Raw genomic sequence first — 17,042 nt, forward strand, 5'->3', positions numbered from 1 at the left:
GGCCGAAGCGGGGGCGGAGGTTGTTGTCCGCAACGACCGGGAAAGAATCGGCAAGGGATTCGCGATGGGGTGGGGCATAAACCATCTTGCCGAGGACCCTCCTGATTTTGTTCTCTTCGTCGACGCCGATTGCCGGCTCGAGGCCGACCTGATCGAAGGGCTAAAGCGGGTCTGTCAGCAGGTTCAGCGGCCGGTACAAGCGCTGTTCATGATGCGAAGCGCTGAAAATTCGCCCATCAATCACAGCTTCGCGGAGTTCGCCTGGATCTTAAGAAACTGGATTCGTCCCCTTGGACTGAGAAACCTTCGTGGTCCGGTTCAGTTGATGGGAACGGGAATGATGTTTCCGTGGAGTGCGATCAGCTCCGCACCGCTGGCCAGCGGTCATCTGGTTGAGGATTTGAAGCTGGGGCTCGATCTCGCGCAAGCGGGCAAGGCTCCGTATTTCTTCCCGTTCGTGAAAGTTACCAGCGCATTTCCGACCAGCGCCAAGGGCACCGAGAGTCAGCGTCAGCGCTGGGTGCAGGGTCATATCGCCACGATCGGAAGATTCGTTCCGCAGCTTCTGGCTGCCGGCTTGAAGCGCGGCGATGCCAACGTTCTTGTGCTGGCGCTCGATCTTTCGGTGCCGCCGCTCTCTCTCCTTGCGTTGATGATCGTCGGGATGATGGGCCTGACTTCATTGGTCACCTTGCTTGGAGGGCCGTGGCTGCCCACCCTGATCGCGGGCGGCACTCTCGCTGGATTTATCCTGTGCGTTCTTCTGGCCTGGTTTAAATTCGGGCGCGAGGTTTTCCCGGCGCACCAGGCACTATCATTCGGCTCCTTTGCATTTAAAAAAATCGGGTTCTACGGCCGGATGTTGTTAGGCGGCACGGCGTCCCACTGGATACGGACCGACCGATCAACGCCCAACTAGCCATTTTTGCCGGCGATTTTTTCCGCGGCGTCCCCCAAACGGGTCACGCAACCGTTATCGAACTCCCATAAAAACGCGCCGACAAAGGTTAAACGGAGCCCAGTCGCATCACCGAATTTAACTGGCATGCCGTTTGCCTGAGTTCTCAGGCAGGAGGAGGGGCACTCATGAAAGCGCACGGTCGCACGACCATTCTGCCGAAACCGAAGAAGCCGCGGAGGATCTTGAAAAAGCGCCCGGCCGAGACCATCGCCGAACGATATCTCGAATTGCGACGCCTTCGCGAACGTCTGTCCGAGGCTGAAGCTCTGCGAAGTTCACAATGATCAAGTTGCGTCAAGGACTGGCGCCGCCGCTCTATCTGGCGGCAATCGGGATCGCCATGGTTGGTTGGCTGTGGGCGATATTCACCGGCGTAGAATGGCTCTTGGGAGTGTAGGCAGTCCGCCTCGTGCCGTGCGCACAAAACATGCTCCGGAGCCGGACCATGGTTACCCAGCGGGTTGGCCCTATCGTCCGGGAGCTTCCCGCTGCCGTCGCATTTTCTCCCGGCCATAATGCGCTGTTGCATTCCTGCCGCGGCGCAGAAGAATTAGCCCAGCCAAACAAGCGTTCATATCCACAGCGCCCTTTGTAGGCTATCAAGCGAACTCAAGAGCCGTTCATCAAGAGTCGGAAAAACGCACGCGAATTCGGCGGCACGCTTGCGAATCGTCCCGTAGTCGGGATTTCTAGCTCAGACAGCATTGCGTTCGATCGGCGGCTTTGGGTGGTTGCGACACCGTTCTTCCGGCGTGAGAGCCGGGATGGTGCCAATGGAGCAGGGGACTGTGGCCGTGTCGGATAGACTGACAAGCGCGTTGCTTGCCGCGCTGAATGAATCGACCGAAATCAAAGAGAGCGATTGGCTGAAGCTCGAAATGGCATTGCGCGGTCAATCGGACCGGGACGATAATCAGCAGGGCAGCGAACTGAAAACGACCCCGGAAAACAGGTTCGCAGCCACGGTATGCTCGGGGATGGCCAAGATTCGAGCCAACGTCTAATCGTCCGAGTTTCCTTAATTTTCAGTCTTGCCCGCCAAAACCAGGTCGCTAATCGCCTACGGGATATTGTGGATCGACGGGTCTGATCAGGCCGCTAACCGTCGTGGATTGATTTTTTCCACTTCTGGGCGCCCATCGGGCTCGCGATTACGCGTCTCAGAAAAGAGCCGCCGGTCAGGAGGCTTCTTGCTATAGGATTTTGCCATCCGCTTCTGTCTGCCAGAAAGCCATGTGGAAAGCCTTTGTCGTCCCGGCCGCCTTGATCCTGAGCGCAGCGGTGCACGGACAGGAGAGTGGTCGCATCAGGCGGCCGCCACCCTCTGCCGCGGAGGCCGCGCGGATCGCCTCGGATATGGCCATGAACGATACCCTGCTTCAGAAGGGCGACATCGTGGTCACGGATCGGGGCTTTTTTGTTTTTCGCGGGCCGGCGGCGGATGGCGTGACGAACGAGTTCGCCAGGGTGCCCGATCCGGCCCTGCCGGCAAACCAGCCGGGTAATCCCGCTGCAAAGCACCGATCGGACGGTCGGCGTGCGAACTAAGCTGCTGGCCAGCGAATCAGCCTCGACCCGGCCAGGATCCAAAACTGAACATTAAATGAAAATAGGTTAATTTTGAAAGGGTATTAAATGCCGAACAACGTCGCGGCATGATTATCACGGCTTTTCGAGGGTTTGAACCTCGGTGCCTTTTTGGGACACACACCACGTACGGGACTCAGCAAACTGAGCAAAGCCGCGTTTATTGACGGCCCAAATCAACCGATGCGCGCACCGGTGATCTTTGGCAACAACCTGCACGATTGGGCTGTTAACGATAAACGCTGCCGCAGAAGATGCGGCTTGCACTAGATAAGGCCCGTGGTAATAACTTGGTAACAACAAATGGCGGTGTTCGATTTATTTGCGCACCTCTTGAGGAATTTAATATGCGGTCTCGTTTGCTCATTGCTCTCTCAACCGTCTTGCTGGGTTCTACGACTGCATCGGCCGGCCTCGTTACTGTCNACCAGTTATGAGATGAACAACGGCAACGGCGCCACGCAATTCACAACGCCAANCTGGTAATCAGAACTATTTCGATTGGACCTATACGAAGACGGGCGAGGGCTCGCCGACTGCGAACGCCAGCCAAAACGGATCGAACCAACTCGTTCCCAACAATGCGGCGCCGAAAGAAGCTTGGCTCAGCGGAGGCACCGGGAAGCTGACAGACGGCGTGATCGCGACACTCGGCTACTCGGCGGTGAGCAGCCCCACGGGCAACGTATCGAATTTGATGTATTCCGGCCCTTCCCAGTATGTCGGTTGGAAGTACCAGGACCCGAGCATCATCTTCAATCTCGCCGCAGGCCAGACCGTAAGTTCGATTTCGCTTTACGTGGCTGCCTACAACCCGATTCTCGGGAATGCCAACGGCCTCGTGGCCGCGCCAGCTAGCGTGGAGCTTACGATCAATGGTGTTCCGACCGGCGTGACGTTTTCGTTGACGTCGATCAATGACGACACGGCGCTGATCACCCTCAGCGGGTTCGGTTTGATCTCGTCCAGTTCGCAGTTTGGCTTGACGCTCAATCGCGGAGTGTTGCAGCAGGATGGCATCAATTACTACAACGACCACGTGAAGGGATATAATCCCGCCGATCCCTACAATTCATCCAATTGCGTGACCTTCTGCGATCCGGACGACGGCATCTACAGCAGCGGTTTCCGCAAGGAAGCTGCGCTTGGCCAGACCGGGGAGTTGAAGCCCAACTCAGGGCTTGAGCCCTGGATCATGCTCAGCGAAGTGCAGTTCCTGACGGCCGCCGTTCCCGAGCCGTCGACCTGGGTCATGATGATTGCCGGTTTTGCTGGTCTTGGCTTCATGGCCTATCGCCGCAAGGCGAGGCCGGCTTTGGCGATGGCTTAACATCCGCCAATCTTCATTCAGCACCGCAGAGCCGCCGCAAGGCGGCTCTGTTTTTTTGTGCTCAAGAAGAACGCGAAAGTCGCGCGGTCAATTGATTGGCGACGTTGATGACTGGGGCGCACAAGGTGTCCACCGCCACCCGCGTAAGCTGTTGTCATTTCAATTCCGAAAAGCCGAGTGGGTCTGCGCTCAATAATTGATCGACGTCTGCGCGAAGATGCCTTCGGCCCGCTTGTCGCCGGCAATGCGGAAGCGGTACTGCAGCGTCAGCTCCCAGTAGGAGGGAGGCGCGAGATACTTGGTTTCGCCGAACCAGTAGCGCAGCGAGCCGCCGGCGCCGGCCGAATAGGCTTCGTGGTTGGCGAAGGAGTCGTCGTAGCTGGCAGCCAGCACGGCATGCGGGAAGAACACCAGATTGCGGCTGATGGGATCGAGGCGGAAGCTGTGCCCGAAGCGTCCTTCGGCGATGCCGACGAGCTGGCTCTTCTCGAGGAACTTGTCGACCTCGGCATAGACGTACCAGGTCGGCCAGTGGGTATCGATCGCCCGGAGATCGGTACCGACCGTGTAGGAGTAGGCCGCCCGCAGCAGCGTATCGTTCCGGGCCGCATCGCCGAGCGCGATCAGCTTGTCCACCTCGAGAACGAGGTTGTGGTCCGAGAACGGCTTCCAGCGCGCGCCGACCATGCCTTGCGTGGTCCGCAATCCCGTGGGGCCGCCGGCCTGATCGTACAGCGTTTCGAACAGCCGGACGAAGACGTCGAACAGCGCACCGTTCCGGTTGCCGAACTCCGGGGGGCGATAATAGAGCTCGGTCCCGAGCTGAGACGTGTAGGTGCTTGCGGGATTGTTCACGACCAGGAACGGGTTCGGCGCCGACCCGACCTTGCCGTAGGTAATCGAGCTGTTGATGCCCCACACGCGCGACAGGTCCGAGATCGTGCGGCGGGTTTCGAACAGTTTCTGATCGTCGATGTTGATGCGGCCGTCGGCCTTGGCGTCGACCCCTTCCATGAGATAGGCGATCGCTTTCGGGTTCTGGAACTGACGCATGGCCGTATAGCCGGCATCGATCGTTGCCCGTGGCGGAAGTTGCCCGCGGTCATGCGCGCGATCGAAGCGGTTCAGTGCGATCTCGTCGTTGCCGACGGCGACCGCGAGGTAGGCGAGATCGGCGTCCCGCATCGTGCTCAGCCGGCCGCGCGCGATGGCTTGATCGAAGATCGCGCGCGCCTCGGGTTTGCGCTTCAGTTCCAGGAGGGTGTTGATCTGGGCGCGCAAGGCTTCGTCGCGCAGGATCGCCGTCGGGCCAAGTCGTTCGGCGGTCCGGAACTCGGCGATGGATTCTTCCTTCCGATCGAGCGCCTGCAGGGCATAGGCTCGGCGGATTGCGGTGTCGTAGGTTATCGGCAGCCTTTGAAGGGTGCGCAGCGCGCGCTGCGGATCCTTGGCAGCGAGGGCGGCATCCACCAGCGACAGCCGGACGTTCCGGGCCTGATCCGGCGGCAGCCCGCGCTGAAGGGCGGTCTCCCAATCGGCCATCGCCCCGCGCCGATTATGCTGCAGGTTACGGGCATAGCCGCGCTGGGCGTAGATTTCGGCGGTGCCGTGGCCCTGTGCAATGGCCCGGCTGGCGGCGACTTCCGCGTCGGCCGGCCGGCCTGCGCTGATCATCAGGTTCACCAGCAGGAGATGATTGGCGACCGTCTCCGGACTGGCCTCGACAGCCTTCCGGGCCTCTTCGATCGCCAGCGAGTAGTTCCTGGCCCGGCTCGCCTGATAGGCCTTGCCCGCGGCCTCGAAACTCTCCGCGGCCTTGTCGACGGGAGGGACCGGGGTGGCAATGCTCTGGACCAGCGGCGCCTCGAGGCTGCACACCGAGCCATAGGGTGTGTCGCGACAGGTCTGCACCGGCGGAAGCATCAGCTTGCCGTCGCCCTTCAACGTCGCCTTTTTCTCGGCCGCAGCGTCCGCATCGCCCAGACGTGTCACGACCGCAGGATCGGTCTTCGAATAGTTCGCCAGCAATTCCTGGACGGTACGAAAATCGCCCGAGGCAAGCGCCGCATCGGCTGCGATCAGGCGGATGTTCTTCTTTTCGATGTCGGTCAGGTTGGGGGTGGCAAGGGCCGCATTGAAATCGCTAACCGCCTGCGCCCGGTTGCCCAGCTTCTGGTAGAGGTAGGCGCGCCAGACCAGCGGCACGTAATTGCCTGGGTCGAGCTTGATTGCACCGGTCGCGGTCGCGACCGCATCGTTGAAATTGCCGTCCGCGAGCTGGGCGCTCAGCAACAACAGGCGGTAGGACATCGAGTCGGGTGCATATTCGACCGCGCTGCGAGCCGCCCGGACCGCTGCCTTGGCATCGCCCCGTTCAAGCGCCTTGTAGCCCTCGCCGGCCGGCTGCTGGGCGAGGCGCTGCCGAATATTCGCTTGGCGCCCCTCGAGCTCCTGATTGCCCGCAAACGCCGCCGAGGCGGCCTTGGTTGCCTGCTCGGCCTGGGCGAGGTCGCCCGCGGCAACCAGGGAATCGATCAGCAGAAGATGCAGGCGGAGGAGATCAGGACGGAGCGCCACAGCCTCTGCGGCGCTTGCCGCGGAAGCCTTGTAGTCGCCCCGGCCGAACGCCTTGTAGGCGGTCTCCGTCGCCGTATAGGCCTCGCCCTCCAAGGGGGGGCCGCTATCCGCGATCTGGGCGACGGCACCGGAACACAGCACAGCCCCGAGCAAAAGCGCAGCCAGCGCCGCCCGACAAATCGTCCGGTTCAGGTATTTCCCGCCCCAATTCCCCATGTAACCAGCGTTACGCCAATCCCGTTAAATTTTAACGCCAAACTCTAACCGAGGCGGCGATTCAGCGGAACTGATAAACCGCGTTTTGGTGGCGCGGCAGGCCTTGATGTTATTAATTTTTCTCACTTTTTTGGGGGCTGTGATGTTTTTGCTGCGGCCCGACGCGAACGCCAGCGCGCGTTAACCAGTTTTCCTAGTTGCGCAGCGCCTCCTGCAGGCGTGCGTTCCAATCGGCAGGGCTAGTAATGCTTTGAGCAGCCCATTCCCCGACCGCGTCAGGTCCATTTTGAAGCTGGGCCTCATTAAATTGCCAGACCACGAACTGGGGTGGATGTCCCGCGAATTCCGATGATTTGAGGTATTGCAGTAAGGTGGCCCACGGGCCAACATCACCAGGATTCCACTTGAGCGAGACGGGCCGGTCGATCTTGTTCGACAGCCGCTGAGAAAATCCGAAATAGGGCTGCACAAAACTATTCCCGACCACGGCCACCGGTGCCGGATCGCTGTCCAGCAATCCCGCGGCAACCTTGGGAGCCTGGCGGATGACGTAGGCTTCCGGACCGATCTCGCGCTTCCGTTCCGGCGAAAGGAAGTTGGCGGCGAGGTCGCCGAGATGGCGATCGTTGATCCAATCGCCGAGTTTCATTCCGGTTCCGGCTTTTCCCGGCAGCGGGCCCGATGAGAGGATCAGCGCCGCCACCTCATCGGCGCTCGCCTCCGCGGCAAATGTCGTCCAGTGGAAGTCGGCGCGGTAAAACACTTCCTGCTTGCCGGCGACCACGGTCTTGAACGCATCCCTGACGTCGATCGCGGTGACGCCGCTGGCGCGGAGCTCGGTCAACAGCATGTCGTAGCGCTTGCGGATATCGTCCGACATCGCGGCACCGTCGGGCAACAACGGCTCATAATATCGTGGCTTCAGCGGCACGATCAGGACGATCAGCTTGATGTTCTTTTTCGTGAACTGGCGGCTCGCGCCGGCGATCAGGCCGATCGATGATTTTTCAGCGGCGGGCTTTGTGATCGTCAGGCTTTCCCATCCGGCAAACAGCCAGTTCTGCTTGCCCTCGAGGACGGCATCGCGCGCCACTGAAACAGTCGTTGTCGCGAAGAACACGGCTGTCGCCGCAATGAGATTTGCAAGGGGCCGACGCACGATCAATGACCTTCGATTTGCCGCAGCATCTGCCGCTCGGCATCGCTCAGCGGCGCGACGAGCGAACGCATCGGCCACTCCCATATCACAACCTTCGCGCCCGCCAACATCTCCGGTTTCTGTTGCAGCAGTTTGAGCAGGGCGCCTGCAAAGCCGCCACCGGCCTCGCTGACCTGCGCGACCTCGCGCGCAAGTGCGGCCTGCAGATATTCGATGAAACCGGAGTTTTGCGAAAATGACGAGCCGGCGAGCAGGACCGACGGTGCCGCTGCGTCGTCCAGCAGCCCGCCGGACCGCTGGATGGCGGTCCGCGCATCCTCGGCATATTCCGCAGCCGGCGCCAGCCACTTTGGCCCATCCTGCAATCCCGCCAGGCGCGTGAGATCACCGGGGCGCTCATGCCTGACGCCGCGTGTCAGGCTGATGCGTTCGGTTCCCGCTCCCATTGCGCCGTTGACAAGTTTGGCGACGGCTTCGGCCGCGAAATGCGCACCAGCGCTGTCCCAGTGCGTGTCGGTGCGCCAATAGCCGGGCCGGGGCCATTGATCCCGCAAGTTGACCTGGTGAAGTTTCGTGGCGCTCGCCGCGTGCGCCCACGCATTTGCGCGAACGCGTGACGCGTCGGCGGAAATTCCGCAGAGCTGCTCCTCGACCTGCTCGGCCTTGTCCGGGACGGGAACGACGATGAGCAGAATCTTGCGCTCGGCAAAAGCCTGCACCAGGTGCGGCAATAAGCGAAGGCGCGCCGCCATAGGTTCGGCATCCCGATCATCGACGCGCAATTCTTCGGCGGAATAGAGCCAGTCGTTGCAGCCGGCCCACACCTGCGGCCCGGCATCGCGCAATCCCTTGTAGAGCAGCCCGCCCGAAAAACCGTTCAAGCCGGCGCTTCGGGGAATGGCATCGAAAACGGCGCGATCGATCTTGCCGGAGAGGCTTCCGGACATGTAGTCCTGCAACGGCGCAGCCTTGAGGATGTCGTAGAGGGAATCGCCGCCGCGAATGAGGACGGACAGGAAGCCTGAGAAGATGATCGCCAGAACGGTCAGGATTTTTATCATGCCGGCGCTCGCTCAGAACTGGAAGTAGAGGAACGGAATGACCGTTCGGCTTTGTATTACCCATAGCGACCACAGCCACAGAACTGCAGCGAGCAGAAAGGGCGGCCGGGCAATGGCCGACGTCAACCATGGCGATGACTTGCTCAACGCAGGCAGATACACCATCGCAATTCCGACAAAGAGCGTCACGACTTCAATCGGTCTCATCGCGGCGGCGAAGCCGTTTGTCATCGCAAAACCGTGCTGACCTGCCAGGCCACTGAACATCGTCGCCGCCGTTTGCCAGTCCTGTGCGCGGAACAGCGTCCAGCCGATCATGACGAAAACCAGCGTGACGACATGCCCGACGGGTGCGGGCAGGGCCGGCATTCGCATCGCGTTCCAGGCGCGGCCCACCACCAGCCCGATGCCGTGCCAGATGCCCCAGATCATGAAGGTCCAGCTCGCACCGTGCCACAGTCCGCCCAGCGCCATCGTCACCATCAGGTTGACATAGGATCGAACGCGGCCGGCCCGGTTGCCGCCGAGGGGGATGTACAGATAATCGCGCAGCCAGCTCGACAGGCTGATATGCCATCGCCGCCAGAATTCCGCGAGCGACGTGCTCAGATACGGATTGTCGAAATTTTCGGGAAACTTCAAGCCGACCATCAAGCCCAGGCCGATGGCCATGCTGCTGTAGCCGGCGAAGTCGAAATACAGATGCAGCGTATAGGCGACGACCGTGATGACCGTGTCGCAGGTTGATGGCGCCGGCAGCGCATAGCCGGCATCGACGAGCGGCGCGAGCGTGTCGCCGATCAGCACTTTTTGCGCAAAGCCCAGCATGAACCGCCGCAGGCCTTCGGCAAATTCCGCGGAATGGAACACGCGGGATTTCAGTCGTTCCGCGACCGACTGGTAGCGGACGACCGGGCCTGCCACGAGATGACCGAACATCGCCTGATAGGTCGAATAGTTGATCAGGCTGGGCTCGGCGGGGACCGTCTTTCGGAAGACGTCGACCGAATAGGATATGGCACCGAATACGAAGAACGACAGTCCGATCGGCAGCGGAATGGGCGACCAGTCCTTAACTGGCGCGCCGAGACTGTTCATGCTGTCGACGAACAGGTTGACGTATTTGAAATAGATCAGGCTGACGAGCGGCGGCACGATCCCTGCGAGCAAGGCCCAACGCCGCTCTGCTCCCGACGCCCTCGCAATCCACAAGCCGGTCAACCACGACCAGCAGGCGATCGCGACAAGCAGCGGCAGAAAATCGAAGCGCCACCAGCCATAGAAAACCAGGCTGAAGAACAGGATGGTCGAATTTCGCAGGAAGGCGGGGACGCCCGCATAGGCAATCAGGAACAGCGGCAGGAAAACGAAGACGAAGGAGTCGCTGACGAAAACCATGCAGCGATCGCCTACCGGTCCCGATACGGTTCGGTTTCGTCAAATTGGCCTGAGAGCACGCTCTTGCCGCCGGCCTGGGTGAGAAACAGGCTATAGTGATCGCCCGAGCGGAGCGGGGGGAGCTTCAATGAGACATTGCTGCTGCCGCAGGTGGCCTCGAGCAGGGCTTCCACCGGATTGATGGCGCGCGATTTGACGGTCGTGAAAGCGACCGCATCGAAAACGGTGGGACCTTCGGCAATTCGCAGCGTTGCCTCGCAGCCCGGCATGAGATTGAAAAAACGAAGCTGGGCTTTCAGGTCGCTGGCGTTGCCGCCCGGGCCTTCGTCGATGGCGTGAGCGCTCCAGTTCGCGCCCTCGCGCGCAACCACGACCGTATAGAAGCGGTCCGGTAGAAAGGTGATGTTTTTCCCGACGGCGGCCCCATCGATCGACAGCCTGACCGGTGCGTCGGCGCGCACCGCCCGGTATCGGCTGGCGGCGTCGTTGTCGACGATCGACAGGTCGCGGGCGTTGATGTGCAGCCGCGTGTCGGCCTTGATGTCGCCGATGGAAGCGACGCGAATGAATGCCGATCCGGGGGGAGGTCGGGTGGCGTAGAGCTTTCCGATTTCCTGCGCGAAGGCCGGACTGATCGCCAGCCAGCACACCGCAATTGCGGACGACCAACGCAGGCAAAGATGCCGGGCGATGGAAGGCGGCTGCAGGTTGGGCCGGCGAGACAAATCAAACTCCGAAATAAAGCGCTTTTCGCCAGCGTTAAATGTTAATCGGCAGCCCGCGGGTGGCTGCTACGCTGCAACGGAGGGGTCATATCATCTCAGGGCGGATTCGGAAATTTAATGCGATCAAGAACCGGTCGAATAGTAAACGTCCACCCGTAAAACCCCGGGATTATTAGGGTTAAATGCGTTCGCCCGTTGCAGAGATCGGCAAGAATCTGAATTTGTAGGTTCCGGGCGGCGGCCTTGGCCGGCATTCCATTGAGGCTTTTTCAATCGTTCATTATTTCAGCTTGTCGAAGTTCGATTGATGGTTTTTAGTATGGATATCGAGGCGAACGTGGACCTGATGAACAGGCAAACATTCAAGCTGGTTTGCGCGCAATGCGGGAGCCTGACGGTTGCGTTGCCGGTCGAGGCCCAGCCGGATCCATGCTCCATTCTGAAATGCGGCCGGTGCGGCTCTCCAAGAGGAACGCTTCAAGCGCTGCGCGACACGTCAGTTCAGGCGGGCATCCGGCATCCGGTGTAGCGGAAGCGGCCGGGGCAATGGTCGCATAGTCGCCGAACCCGCGGGCGCCGATTGTCATGCGAATTCCGGCTGTTCCTGGAAAATCAGGCAGGAGGCCTAGTCAGCATCCGGCCAAGCGGATAGGGTCCGGCAAGGAACCAGTTTTTGTTTGTCTGTATGGGCTTCGCATTTTCGGAGCAGCAGCTAGTTAATTCGCGAGGGGGAGACGAGACATGCAAACGATCTTTGCGTCGGTGCTGGCGGCCAGTTTCTTGATTGCTTCCAATGCCAGTGCGGCGCCGCTGCTGAGCCATATGCAGCCTGCTCCGGATTCGCTCATCACGGCTGCGAAGGTGATCTGCGACGAGGCGGGCAATTGCTACCGACCGGATCGGCGCCGCCCGGTCGCTCGGTGGGTTTATGGCGACAAGAATTTCTATGGGCCGTACGCTGGACCTGGTTACTACGGCAATCCGCGTTATCGCTATAACTGGTGGCCCTGGTACTGATCACGGGCCCAAGATCTGGCAGACGAAGATCTGCCAGACGCCGTAGCTGCGTCGGCCGTTAGCCTGCCGAAAGCCAATGCAGGAACGTGGCGCAGCCGCAAATGAGCTGCGATGCCAGCATCAAAACGGCCCATGAAACGAACAGGATACGAATCATCCCCCACGCTCCCGACCGACTGCAGATCGCTAATCGGTCAGGCATAACGCTCTAGATTCGAATTTGTTCATCGTCGCGGAGCGCGAAGGCTCGTTTTGCTTGGCCCCGAGGGAGGCGAAGCGCAGCCTGGAAGTTGTTCTCACATAATGTGGCGCTGCCATTCATGGTCGCGGTCATCGCGAGCGAACCTTTGCCGCAAGTTGCAATTATATCTCCACATGCGGATTGCCGTGGAACCCAAATAAAGCCGGCTTCGCCCTATAAACCCTATCAAATCGCTGCTATAGGATCGCGCAACGCTGCCGATACTGGCGGCCAATCAAACATGCGATTCCCGGTTTTTAAGATAATCACGCTGTTTAATTATCATGGTCGTTAAAATGAACGATGTGGTTGCGTGGACTCAGCGTCCTCGAAACGTCGGGTTAAGCGACAAGCCCGACCTGGCTGATATCTCCAAGGCCGTACCGCACGAACCGGAATTCGATGGCATCGATTGGTCGGCTGCTGCACCTGGCTGGCCTTCGATGTTCGCCGGGCTCATTCTGCCGTTGCTGGGTCTCGCTTTGCTGGTCGTTTCCGTCGACCTTGCGCTGGTTTGGCTGTTTGAAAGATGGATTGACCCTTCATCGAACATGTCGCCTTTGCTGCTTGCCGCGATCATGTTTCCGCCGGCGCTGATGAGCGTTTTTTGCGGCTTCAAGCTTTTCCTCCATTTCAGGGATGCGAGGACGACGACCGCGCAATCGCGCAAGCAATAGAGCGGTATCTGAGCGGATTGATCGCCTGCTGCATCTGCTGACAGTCTCGACGTTCGTGTGAAATCGGCGCGCCCCGGCGGCCACCCTTGATATCGGCCGCGTGTGCGACGATGATTTCCGCGGGGAGCCCGTCCCGGCGGCTTCACCGGGATAAGAAAACGGGGGCCTTCATGAGCGCTGAAATCAAGCCCTATCGCATTTCGATTGGCGACGACGTCCTCCACGACCTCAAGTCGCGGCTGCGCAACACGCGCTGGCCGGAGGCCGAACCGGTCGACGACTGGAGCCAGGGCGCGCCGCTGAAATGGATCAAGGACATCTGCCGCTACTGGGCCGAGGAGTACGATTGGCGCCGGCGCGAGGCGCGGCTCAATCGCTTTGCGCAGTTCACCACCGAAATCGGTGGGCTCGATATTCATTTCCTGCATGTGCGTTCGCCGCACCCGGATGCGATGCCGCTGGTCATCACGCATGGCTGGCCGGGCTCGGTGGTCGAATTTCACAAGGTGATCGAACCGCTGGCTGATCCGACCGCGCATGGCGGCAGCGCCGCCGACGCGTTTCACGTCGTTTGCCCGTCGCTGCCGGGCTTCGGCTTTTCAGAGAAGCCGAAGACAACCGGCTGGGGCATCGATCGCATTGCGTCAAGCTGGGCGGCGCTGATGGATCGCCTCGGATATGCGCGATACGGCGCGCAGGGCGGCGATTGGGGATCGGCAATCACCACCGCGCTCGGTGCGCAGGACCCGGAACATTGCGCCGGCATCCACATCACGCTGGCGATGTCGACGCGTCCCAATGTGGAAGGACAGCCGACGCCCGAGGAAGCGCGCGCCTTGAAGGGCATCCAGTATTACGCCGATTGGGATTCCGGTTATTCCAAGCAACAGTCCACCCGGCCGCAAACGCTTGGTTACGGCTTGACGGATTCGCCGAGCGGGCAGGCGGCGTGGATCCTGGAAAAGTTCTGGTCCTGGACCGATTGCGACGGACATCCCGAAAACATCGTCGGCCGCGACGAGCTGCTCGACAATGTCATGCTTTATTGGGTGACAGCGACGGCCGCCTCATCGGCGCGCCTGTACTGGGAAAGCTTTGGGCCGAAGCGACGCACGGCTCACAAGGTGGTAGTGCCGACTGGCGTCGCCGTCTTCCCCAAGGAGATCGTCACGCCGGTGCGAAAGTGGATGGAGGCGAGCTACACGAACATCCAGCACTGGAGCGAAATGCCGAAGGGCGGTCACTTCGCGGCGTTCGAGCAGCCGGATCTGTTCGTGCAGGAGGTGCGAGATTTCTTCAAGACCGTGCGCAAACCGCCTGTTTCCTGATCAGTTCGGCTCCCCTATGCCCATTTTCGACGCATCCCGGCAAACCGGGACCGTACCTGAAGCGCCGCTGCGCACCGAATACACGGCGGTCGGGCGCAGGGCGAGTTAATGGCAAAGCCGCTCATTCGGCATGTTTGTTGCATTTCCCTTGGTCAAAAAAGGGAGTGCACGATGACATACGGCATCCGCCGACGTGAATTCATTGCCGGCATTGGTGCCGGTCTCATCGCCAGCCCGGCTATCGTACGCGCTCAAGGTCAACCCGTCGTCATCAGGGCTGGTGCTCTAAAACTCATCCACTCCATCGCGCCTTATTTCTACGAGCAGTTCGTGCCGGCGGGTTACAAGATCGAGGTGTTGCCGTTCGAAACGCCGACCGAATGCAAGAACGCCGTCGTCACCAAGTCGGTCGATTTCGGCGCGTTCGGCATCGCCGCCGCACTGCTCGGTGCCGCGGCCGGCGAGCCGGTCGTGGTGATTGCCTCGACCTGTAACCGCGGCATGGCCATCATTGCGAAAAAGGACGCAGGGATCGCCGCAATCAAGGATCTGAAGGGCAAGCGCGTCGCCGTTTTTCCCGGGACCACACAGGAAGTATTCTTCCTGGAACGGCTGCGGATGGAAGGCATGACGATCAAGGACGTTGAGCCGGTCCGCGTCTCCTTCAGCGAAATGCATATCGCTTTGTCGCGCGGCGACATCGATGCGTATGTCGGCGCAGAGCCGGGTCCCGGCGTATCGCTGTCCAGCGGGATCGGAACGCTGGTGGAATATCCGTACTCGACGGCGATGGGTTCGCTGAACATGGTGTTCGGTACCCATCGCGACGTGATCGCCGAAAAGCCCGACCTCGTCCGGGTGATGCTCGGCATTCACCAGAGAGCAACGGATTTCGCGTCGAAGAACAAGGACGCGATGGTCGCGATGGCGTCCAGCAAGCTCGGCCAGAAAAAGGAGGCGATCGAGGCTTCCGTCCCCAATGTCGAACTGACATGGAAGCTTGAAGCAAAGCAGATCGAGCAGTCGAAAATCTATGCCGATCACATGCTGGCGCTGAAGCAGATCAAGCGGCTGCCGGATTTCTCGACCTTCATCGACACCAGCTTTGTCGATGCGGTGAAGCCGACCTGACCGTGACCACGCTCGCGTCCGATAGCGGGGATGGCGCGGTCGCGGAGCGCAAGGCCTCGGGGGTGGCGACATGGTGGCCACGCCTGAGGCCCCTGCTGCTGGCAGCGGCTTTTCCCGCGGCGATGCTGGCGATCTGGCATTTTGCCACGATCGGGCGGCCGGGCAGCCTGATCCCGCCGCCTTACGAGGTTTGGCTCGAACTCCGGGATCTTGCCTTCGGCGGAATCAATGACGATGCCTACAGCAAGACCCTGCATATTCATCTGCTGGCTTCGATTAGCCGCGTCTATGGCGGATTCGCGCTGGCACTCATTGTCGCGCTGCCCCTTGGCATGCTGATCGGGCGGGTGCCGCTCATCCGGCAGTTACTCGACCCGACCATCCAGATACTGCGGCCGGTTCCGGTCACTGCATGGCTGCCGCTTGCGATGATCATCTTCGGGCTCGGACCGCGATCCGCGTTCTTTCTCGTCTTCCTTGGCGCGTTCTATCCGATCCTCGTGAACACCATCTTTGGCGTGCGTTCGGTCGAGCCGCGGCTGTTCGAGGCAGCCTCGATGCTCGGCTGCAGCGGCTCGGCGCAGTTCTTTCGCGTGGTGCTGCCCGCGGCGCTACCGTCTATTTTTACCGGCACGCGCCTCGGCTTGGGCTTTGCGTGGGTCGTGATCGTGGTCGGCGAGATGACCGGCGTCCAGACAGGGCTGGGGGCCATCATCATGGAAGCCCGCCAGCTTTCGCGCACCGAGATCGTGATTTCCGGGATGATCGTCATCGGCGCCTTCGGTTTTCTTTCCGATCAATTGGTCATGCTGATTGGGCGGCGTCTCCTGGCCTGGAGCCCATCGCATGGCTGAAGGTGCGATCCCCATTCTCGAAATGAAGAACGCCGGCAAGACCTATTCGCAAAATGGCCGCGCCATCGAGGCGCTGCGCGGCGCCAGCCTGCGCGTGAAAAAAAGCGAATTCGTCTGTCTGATCGGCGCGTCGGGGTGCGGAAAATCGACGCTGCTACGCATGGCCGCCGGGTTCGAGGCTGCCACGCAGGGCGATGTCTTGATGTGGGGAATGCCGATAACAGGGCCCGGGCCCAGCCGTGGCATGGTCTTTCAGGACTATGGTTTGTTTCCCTGGCTCAATGTCCGCGACAATATCGGCTTCGGCCCGAAGTCCAGGGGGCGGACAAGGGCGGAAATCCGCGAGACGACGGATCGTTTTATCGAACTCGTCGGCCTGCAGAACTTCGCCGACATCTATCCGCATCAGCTTTCCGGAGGCATGAAGCAGCGCGTTGCCATTGCCCGCGTGCTCGCCAATGATGCCGAAATCGTGCTGATGGACGAACCGTTCGGCGCGCTCGACGCGATGACCCGCGAGCGGCTGCAGGACGAGCTGGTCGAGATCTGGTCGCGAACCGGCCTGACCGTCATTTTCGTTACCCACTCGATCGAGGAAGCGATCTTCTTGGCCGATCGGGTCGTGGTCATGTCACCAGGGCCGGGCCGCATCGACAATGAATACTCTATCGACCTTCCAAGGCCGCGCGATATTGCAAGTCCGGAGTTCAACGAGTGGCGGCGCCTTCTGTCCTCGCAACTGCATAGTCATCATGGCCGCAAGGCGGGCTGACCTGCCGC

The 17,042-nt window shown here is 60.6% G+C and carries 14 protein-coding genes and 1 pseudogene; 10 read left to right on the top strand and 5 right to left on the bottom strand.

What is annotated here, in order from left to right:
* The 4 genes and pseudogenes from CQ14_RS02225 to CQ14_RS48040 all read left to right on the top strand — a co-directional run.
* Positions 1-919, top strand: a 919-nt coding sequence (locus CQ14_RS02225; RefSeq protein ID WP_199805419.1) for a glycosyltransferase family 2 protein, incomplete at its 5' end; no start/stop codon positions are given.
* An 815-nt stretch (positions 920-1,734) separates the two neighbouring features.
* Entirely contained in the window at positions 1,735-1,965 is a 231-nt protein-coding gene (locus CQ14_RS02230; RefSeq protein WP_156434627.1) for a hypothetical protein, read from the top strand.
* A gap of 358 nt (positions 1,966-2,323) precedes the next feature.
* Positions 2,324-2,509 carry a hypothetical protein gene (locus CQ14_RS45180; protein WP_156434628.1) on the top strand — a complete coding sequence of 62 codons (186 nt, stop codon included), beginning with the start codon at positions 2,324-2,326 and terminating at the stop codon, positions 2,507-2,509.
* Positions 2,510-3,770: 1,261 nt separating this feature from the next.
* Positions 3,771-3,878 (top strand): annotated as a pseudogene (locus CQ14_RS48040) (PEPxxWA-CTERM sorting domain-containing protein); the annotation flags it as partial.
* A 189-nt stretch (positions 3,879-4,067) separates the two neighbouring features.
* Here CQ14_RS48040 and CQ14_RS02245 read toward each other — a convergent pair.
* From CQ14_RS02245 to CQ14_RS02265, 5 genes are all read right to left on the bottom strand, one after another.
* The gene (locus tag CQ14_RS02245) at positions 4,068-6,671 is read right to left on the bottom strand and encodes an NfrA family protein (RefSeq protein WP_082649664.1); all 2,604 of its coding nucleotides are present in this window, start codon (positions 6,669-6,671) and stop codon (positions 4,068-4,070) included.
* Positions 6,672-6,864: 193 nt separating this feature from the next.
* The gene (locus CQ14_RS02250) at positions 6,865-7,791 is read right to left on the bottom strand and encodes an alginate O-acetyltransferase AlgX-related protein (RefSeq protein WP_199805420.1); all 927 of its coding nucleotides are present in this window, start codon (positions 7,789-7,791) and stop codon (positions 6,865-6,867) included.
* A gap of 41 nt (positions 7,792-7,832) precedes the next feature.
* A complete protein-coding gene (locus CQ14_RS02255) occupies positions 7,833-8,891 on the bottom strand; it encodes an alginate O-acetyltransferase AlgX-related protein (RefSeq protein ID WP_057856311.1) in 1,059 nt (352 codons plus the stop codon).
* A 12-nt stretch (positions 8,892-8,903) separates the two neighbouring features.
* Entirely contained in the window at positions 8,904-10,289 is a 1,386-nt protein-coding gene (locus tag CQ14_RS02260) for an MBOAT family O-acyltransferase (RefSeq protein WP_057856312.1), read from the bottom strand.
* A gap of 11 nt (positions 10,290-10,300) precedes the next feature.
* The gene (locus tag CQ14_RS02265) at positions 10,301-11,014 is read right to left on the bottom strand and encodes an alginate O-acetyltransferase AlgF (protein WP_199805421.1); all 714 of its coding nucleotides are present in this window, start codon (positions 11,012-11,014) and stop codon (positions 10,301-10,303) included.
* 741 nt (positions 11,015-11,755) lie between these two features.
* Between CQ14_RS02265 and CQ14_RS02270 the strand changes: the two genes are divergently transcribed.
* From CQ14_RS02270 to CQ14_RS02295, 6 genes are all read left to right on the top strand, one after another.
* Positions 11,756-12,031: a hypothetical protein gene (locus CQ14_RS02270; RefSeq protein ID WP_057856314.1), complete on the top strand. Its 276-nt coding sequence runs from the start codon at positions 11,756-11,758 to the stop codon at positions 12,029-12,031.
* Between the two features lie 537 nt (positions 12,032-12,568).
* A complete protein-coding gene (locus tag CQ14_RS02275; RefSeq protein WP_057856315.1) occupies positions 12,569-12,949 on the top strand; it encodes a hypothetical protein in 381 nt (126 codons plus the stop codon).
* Between the two features lie 170 nt (positions 12,950-13,119).
* Positions 13,120-14,277: an epoxide hydrolase family protein gene (locus tag CQ14_RS02280; RefSeq protein ID WP_057856316.1), complete on the top strand. Its 1,158-nt coding sequence runs from the start codon at positions 13,120-13,122 to the stop codon at positions 14,275-14,277.
* 171 nt (positions 14,278-14,448) lie between these two features.
* Positions 14,449-15,408 (top strand): ABC transporter substrate-binding protein, encoded by a 960-nt coding sequence (locus CQ14_RS02285; RefSeq protein ID WP_057856317.1) that lies wholly within the window; start codon positions 14,449-14,451, stop codon positions 15,406-15,408.
* Positions 15,409-15,470: 62 nt separating this feature from the next.
* The gene (locus tag CQ14_RS02290) at positions 15,471-16,262 is read left to right on the top strand and encodes an ABC transporter permease (protein WP_057856421.1); all 792 of its coding nucleotides are present in this window, start codon (positions 15,471-15,473) and stop codon (positions 16,260-16,262) included.
* Positions 16,255-17,034, top strand: a complete 780-nt coding sequence (locus CQ14_RS02295; RefSeq protein ID WP_057856318.1) for an ABC transporter ATP-binding protein — start codon at positions 16,255-16,257, stop codon at positions 17,032-17,034. Before CQ14_RS02290 ends, CQ14_RS02295 begins: the two co-directional genes overlap by 8 nt.
* The last annotated feature ends 8 nt before the right edge of the window (positions 17,035-17,042 follow it).

Origin of the sequence: Bradyrhizobium lablabi, assembly GCF_001440475.1 — a bacterium.
GTDB lineage: Bacteria > Pseudomonadota > Alphaproteobacteria > Rhizobiales > Xanthobacteraceae > Bradyrhizobium > Bradyrhizobium lablabi.

Excerpts from the sequence above, each read along its gene's own strand:
- CQ14_RS02245 (WP_082649664.1), bottom strand. The coding sequence starts at position 6,671 with ATGGGGAATTGGGGCGGGAAATACCTGAACCGGACGATTTGTCGGGCG.
- CQ14_RS45180 (WP_156434628.1), top strand. The coding sequence starts at position 2,324 with ATGAACGATACCCTGCTTCAGAAGGGCGACATCGTGGTCACGGATCGG.
- CQ14_RS02280 (WP_057856316.1), top strand. The coding sequence starts at position 13,120 with ATGAGCGCTGAAATCAAGCCCTATCGCATTTCGATTGGCGACGACGTC.
- CQ14_RS02285 (WP_057856317.1), top strand. The coding sequence starts at position 14,449 with ATGACATACGGCATCCGCCGACGTGAATTCATTGCCGGCATTGGTGCC.
- CQ14_RS02255 (WP_057856311.1), bottom strand. The coding sequence starts at position 8,891 with ATGATAAAAATCCTGACCGTTCTGGCGATCATCTTCTCAGGCTTCCTG.
- CQ14_RS02270 (WP_057856314.1), top strand. The coding sequence starts at position 11,756 with ATGCAAACGATCTTTGCGTCGGTGCTGGCGGCCAGTTTCTTGATTGCT.
- CQ14_RS02275 (WP_057856315.1), top strand. The coding sequence starts at position 12,569 with ATGAACGATGTGGTTGCGTGGACTCAGCGTCCTCGAAACGTCGGGTTA.
- CQ14_RS02295 (WP_057856318.1), top strand. The coding sequence starts at position 16,255 with ATGGCTGAAGGTGCGATCCCCATTCTCGAAATGAAGAACGCCGGCAAG.
- CQ14_RS02260 (WP_057856312.1), bottom strand. The coding sequence starts at position 10,289 with ATGGTTTTCGTCAGCGACTCCTTCGTCTTCGTTTTCCTGCCGCTGTTC.
- CQ14_RS02230 (WP_156434627.1), top strand. The coding sequence starts at position 1,735 with ATGGAGCAGGGGACTGTGGCCGTGTCGGATAGACTGACAAGCGCGTTG.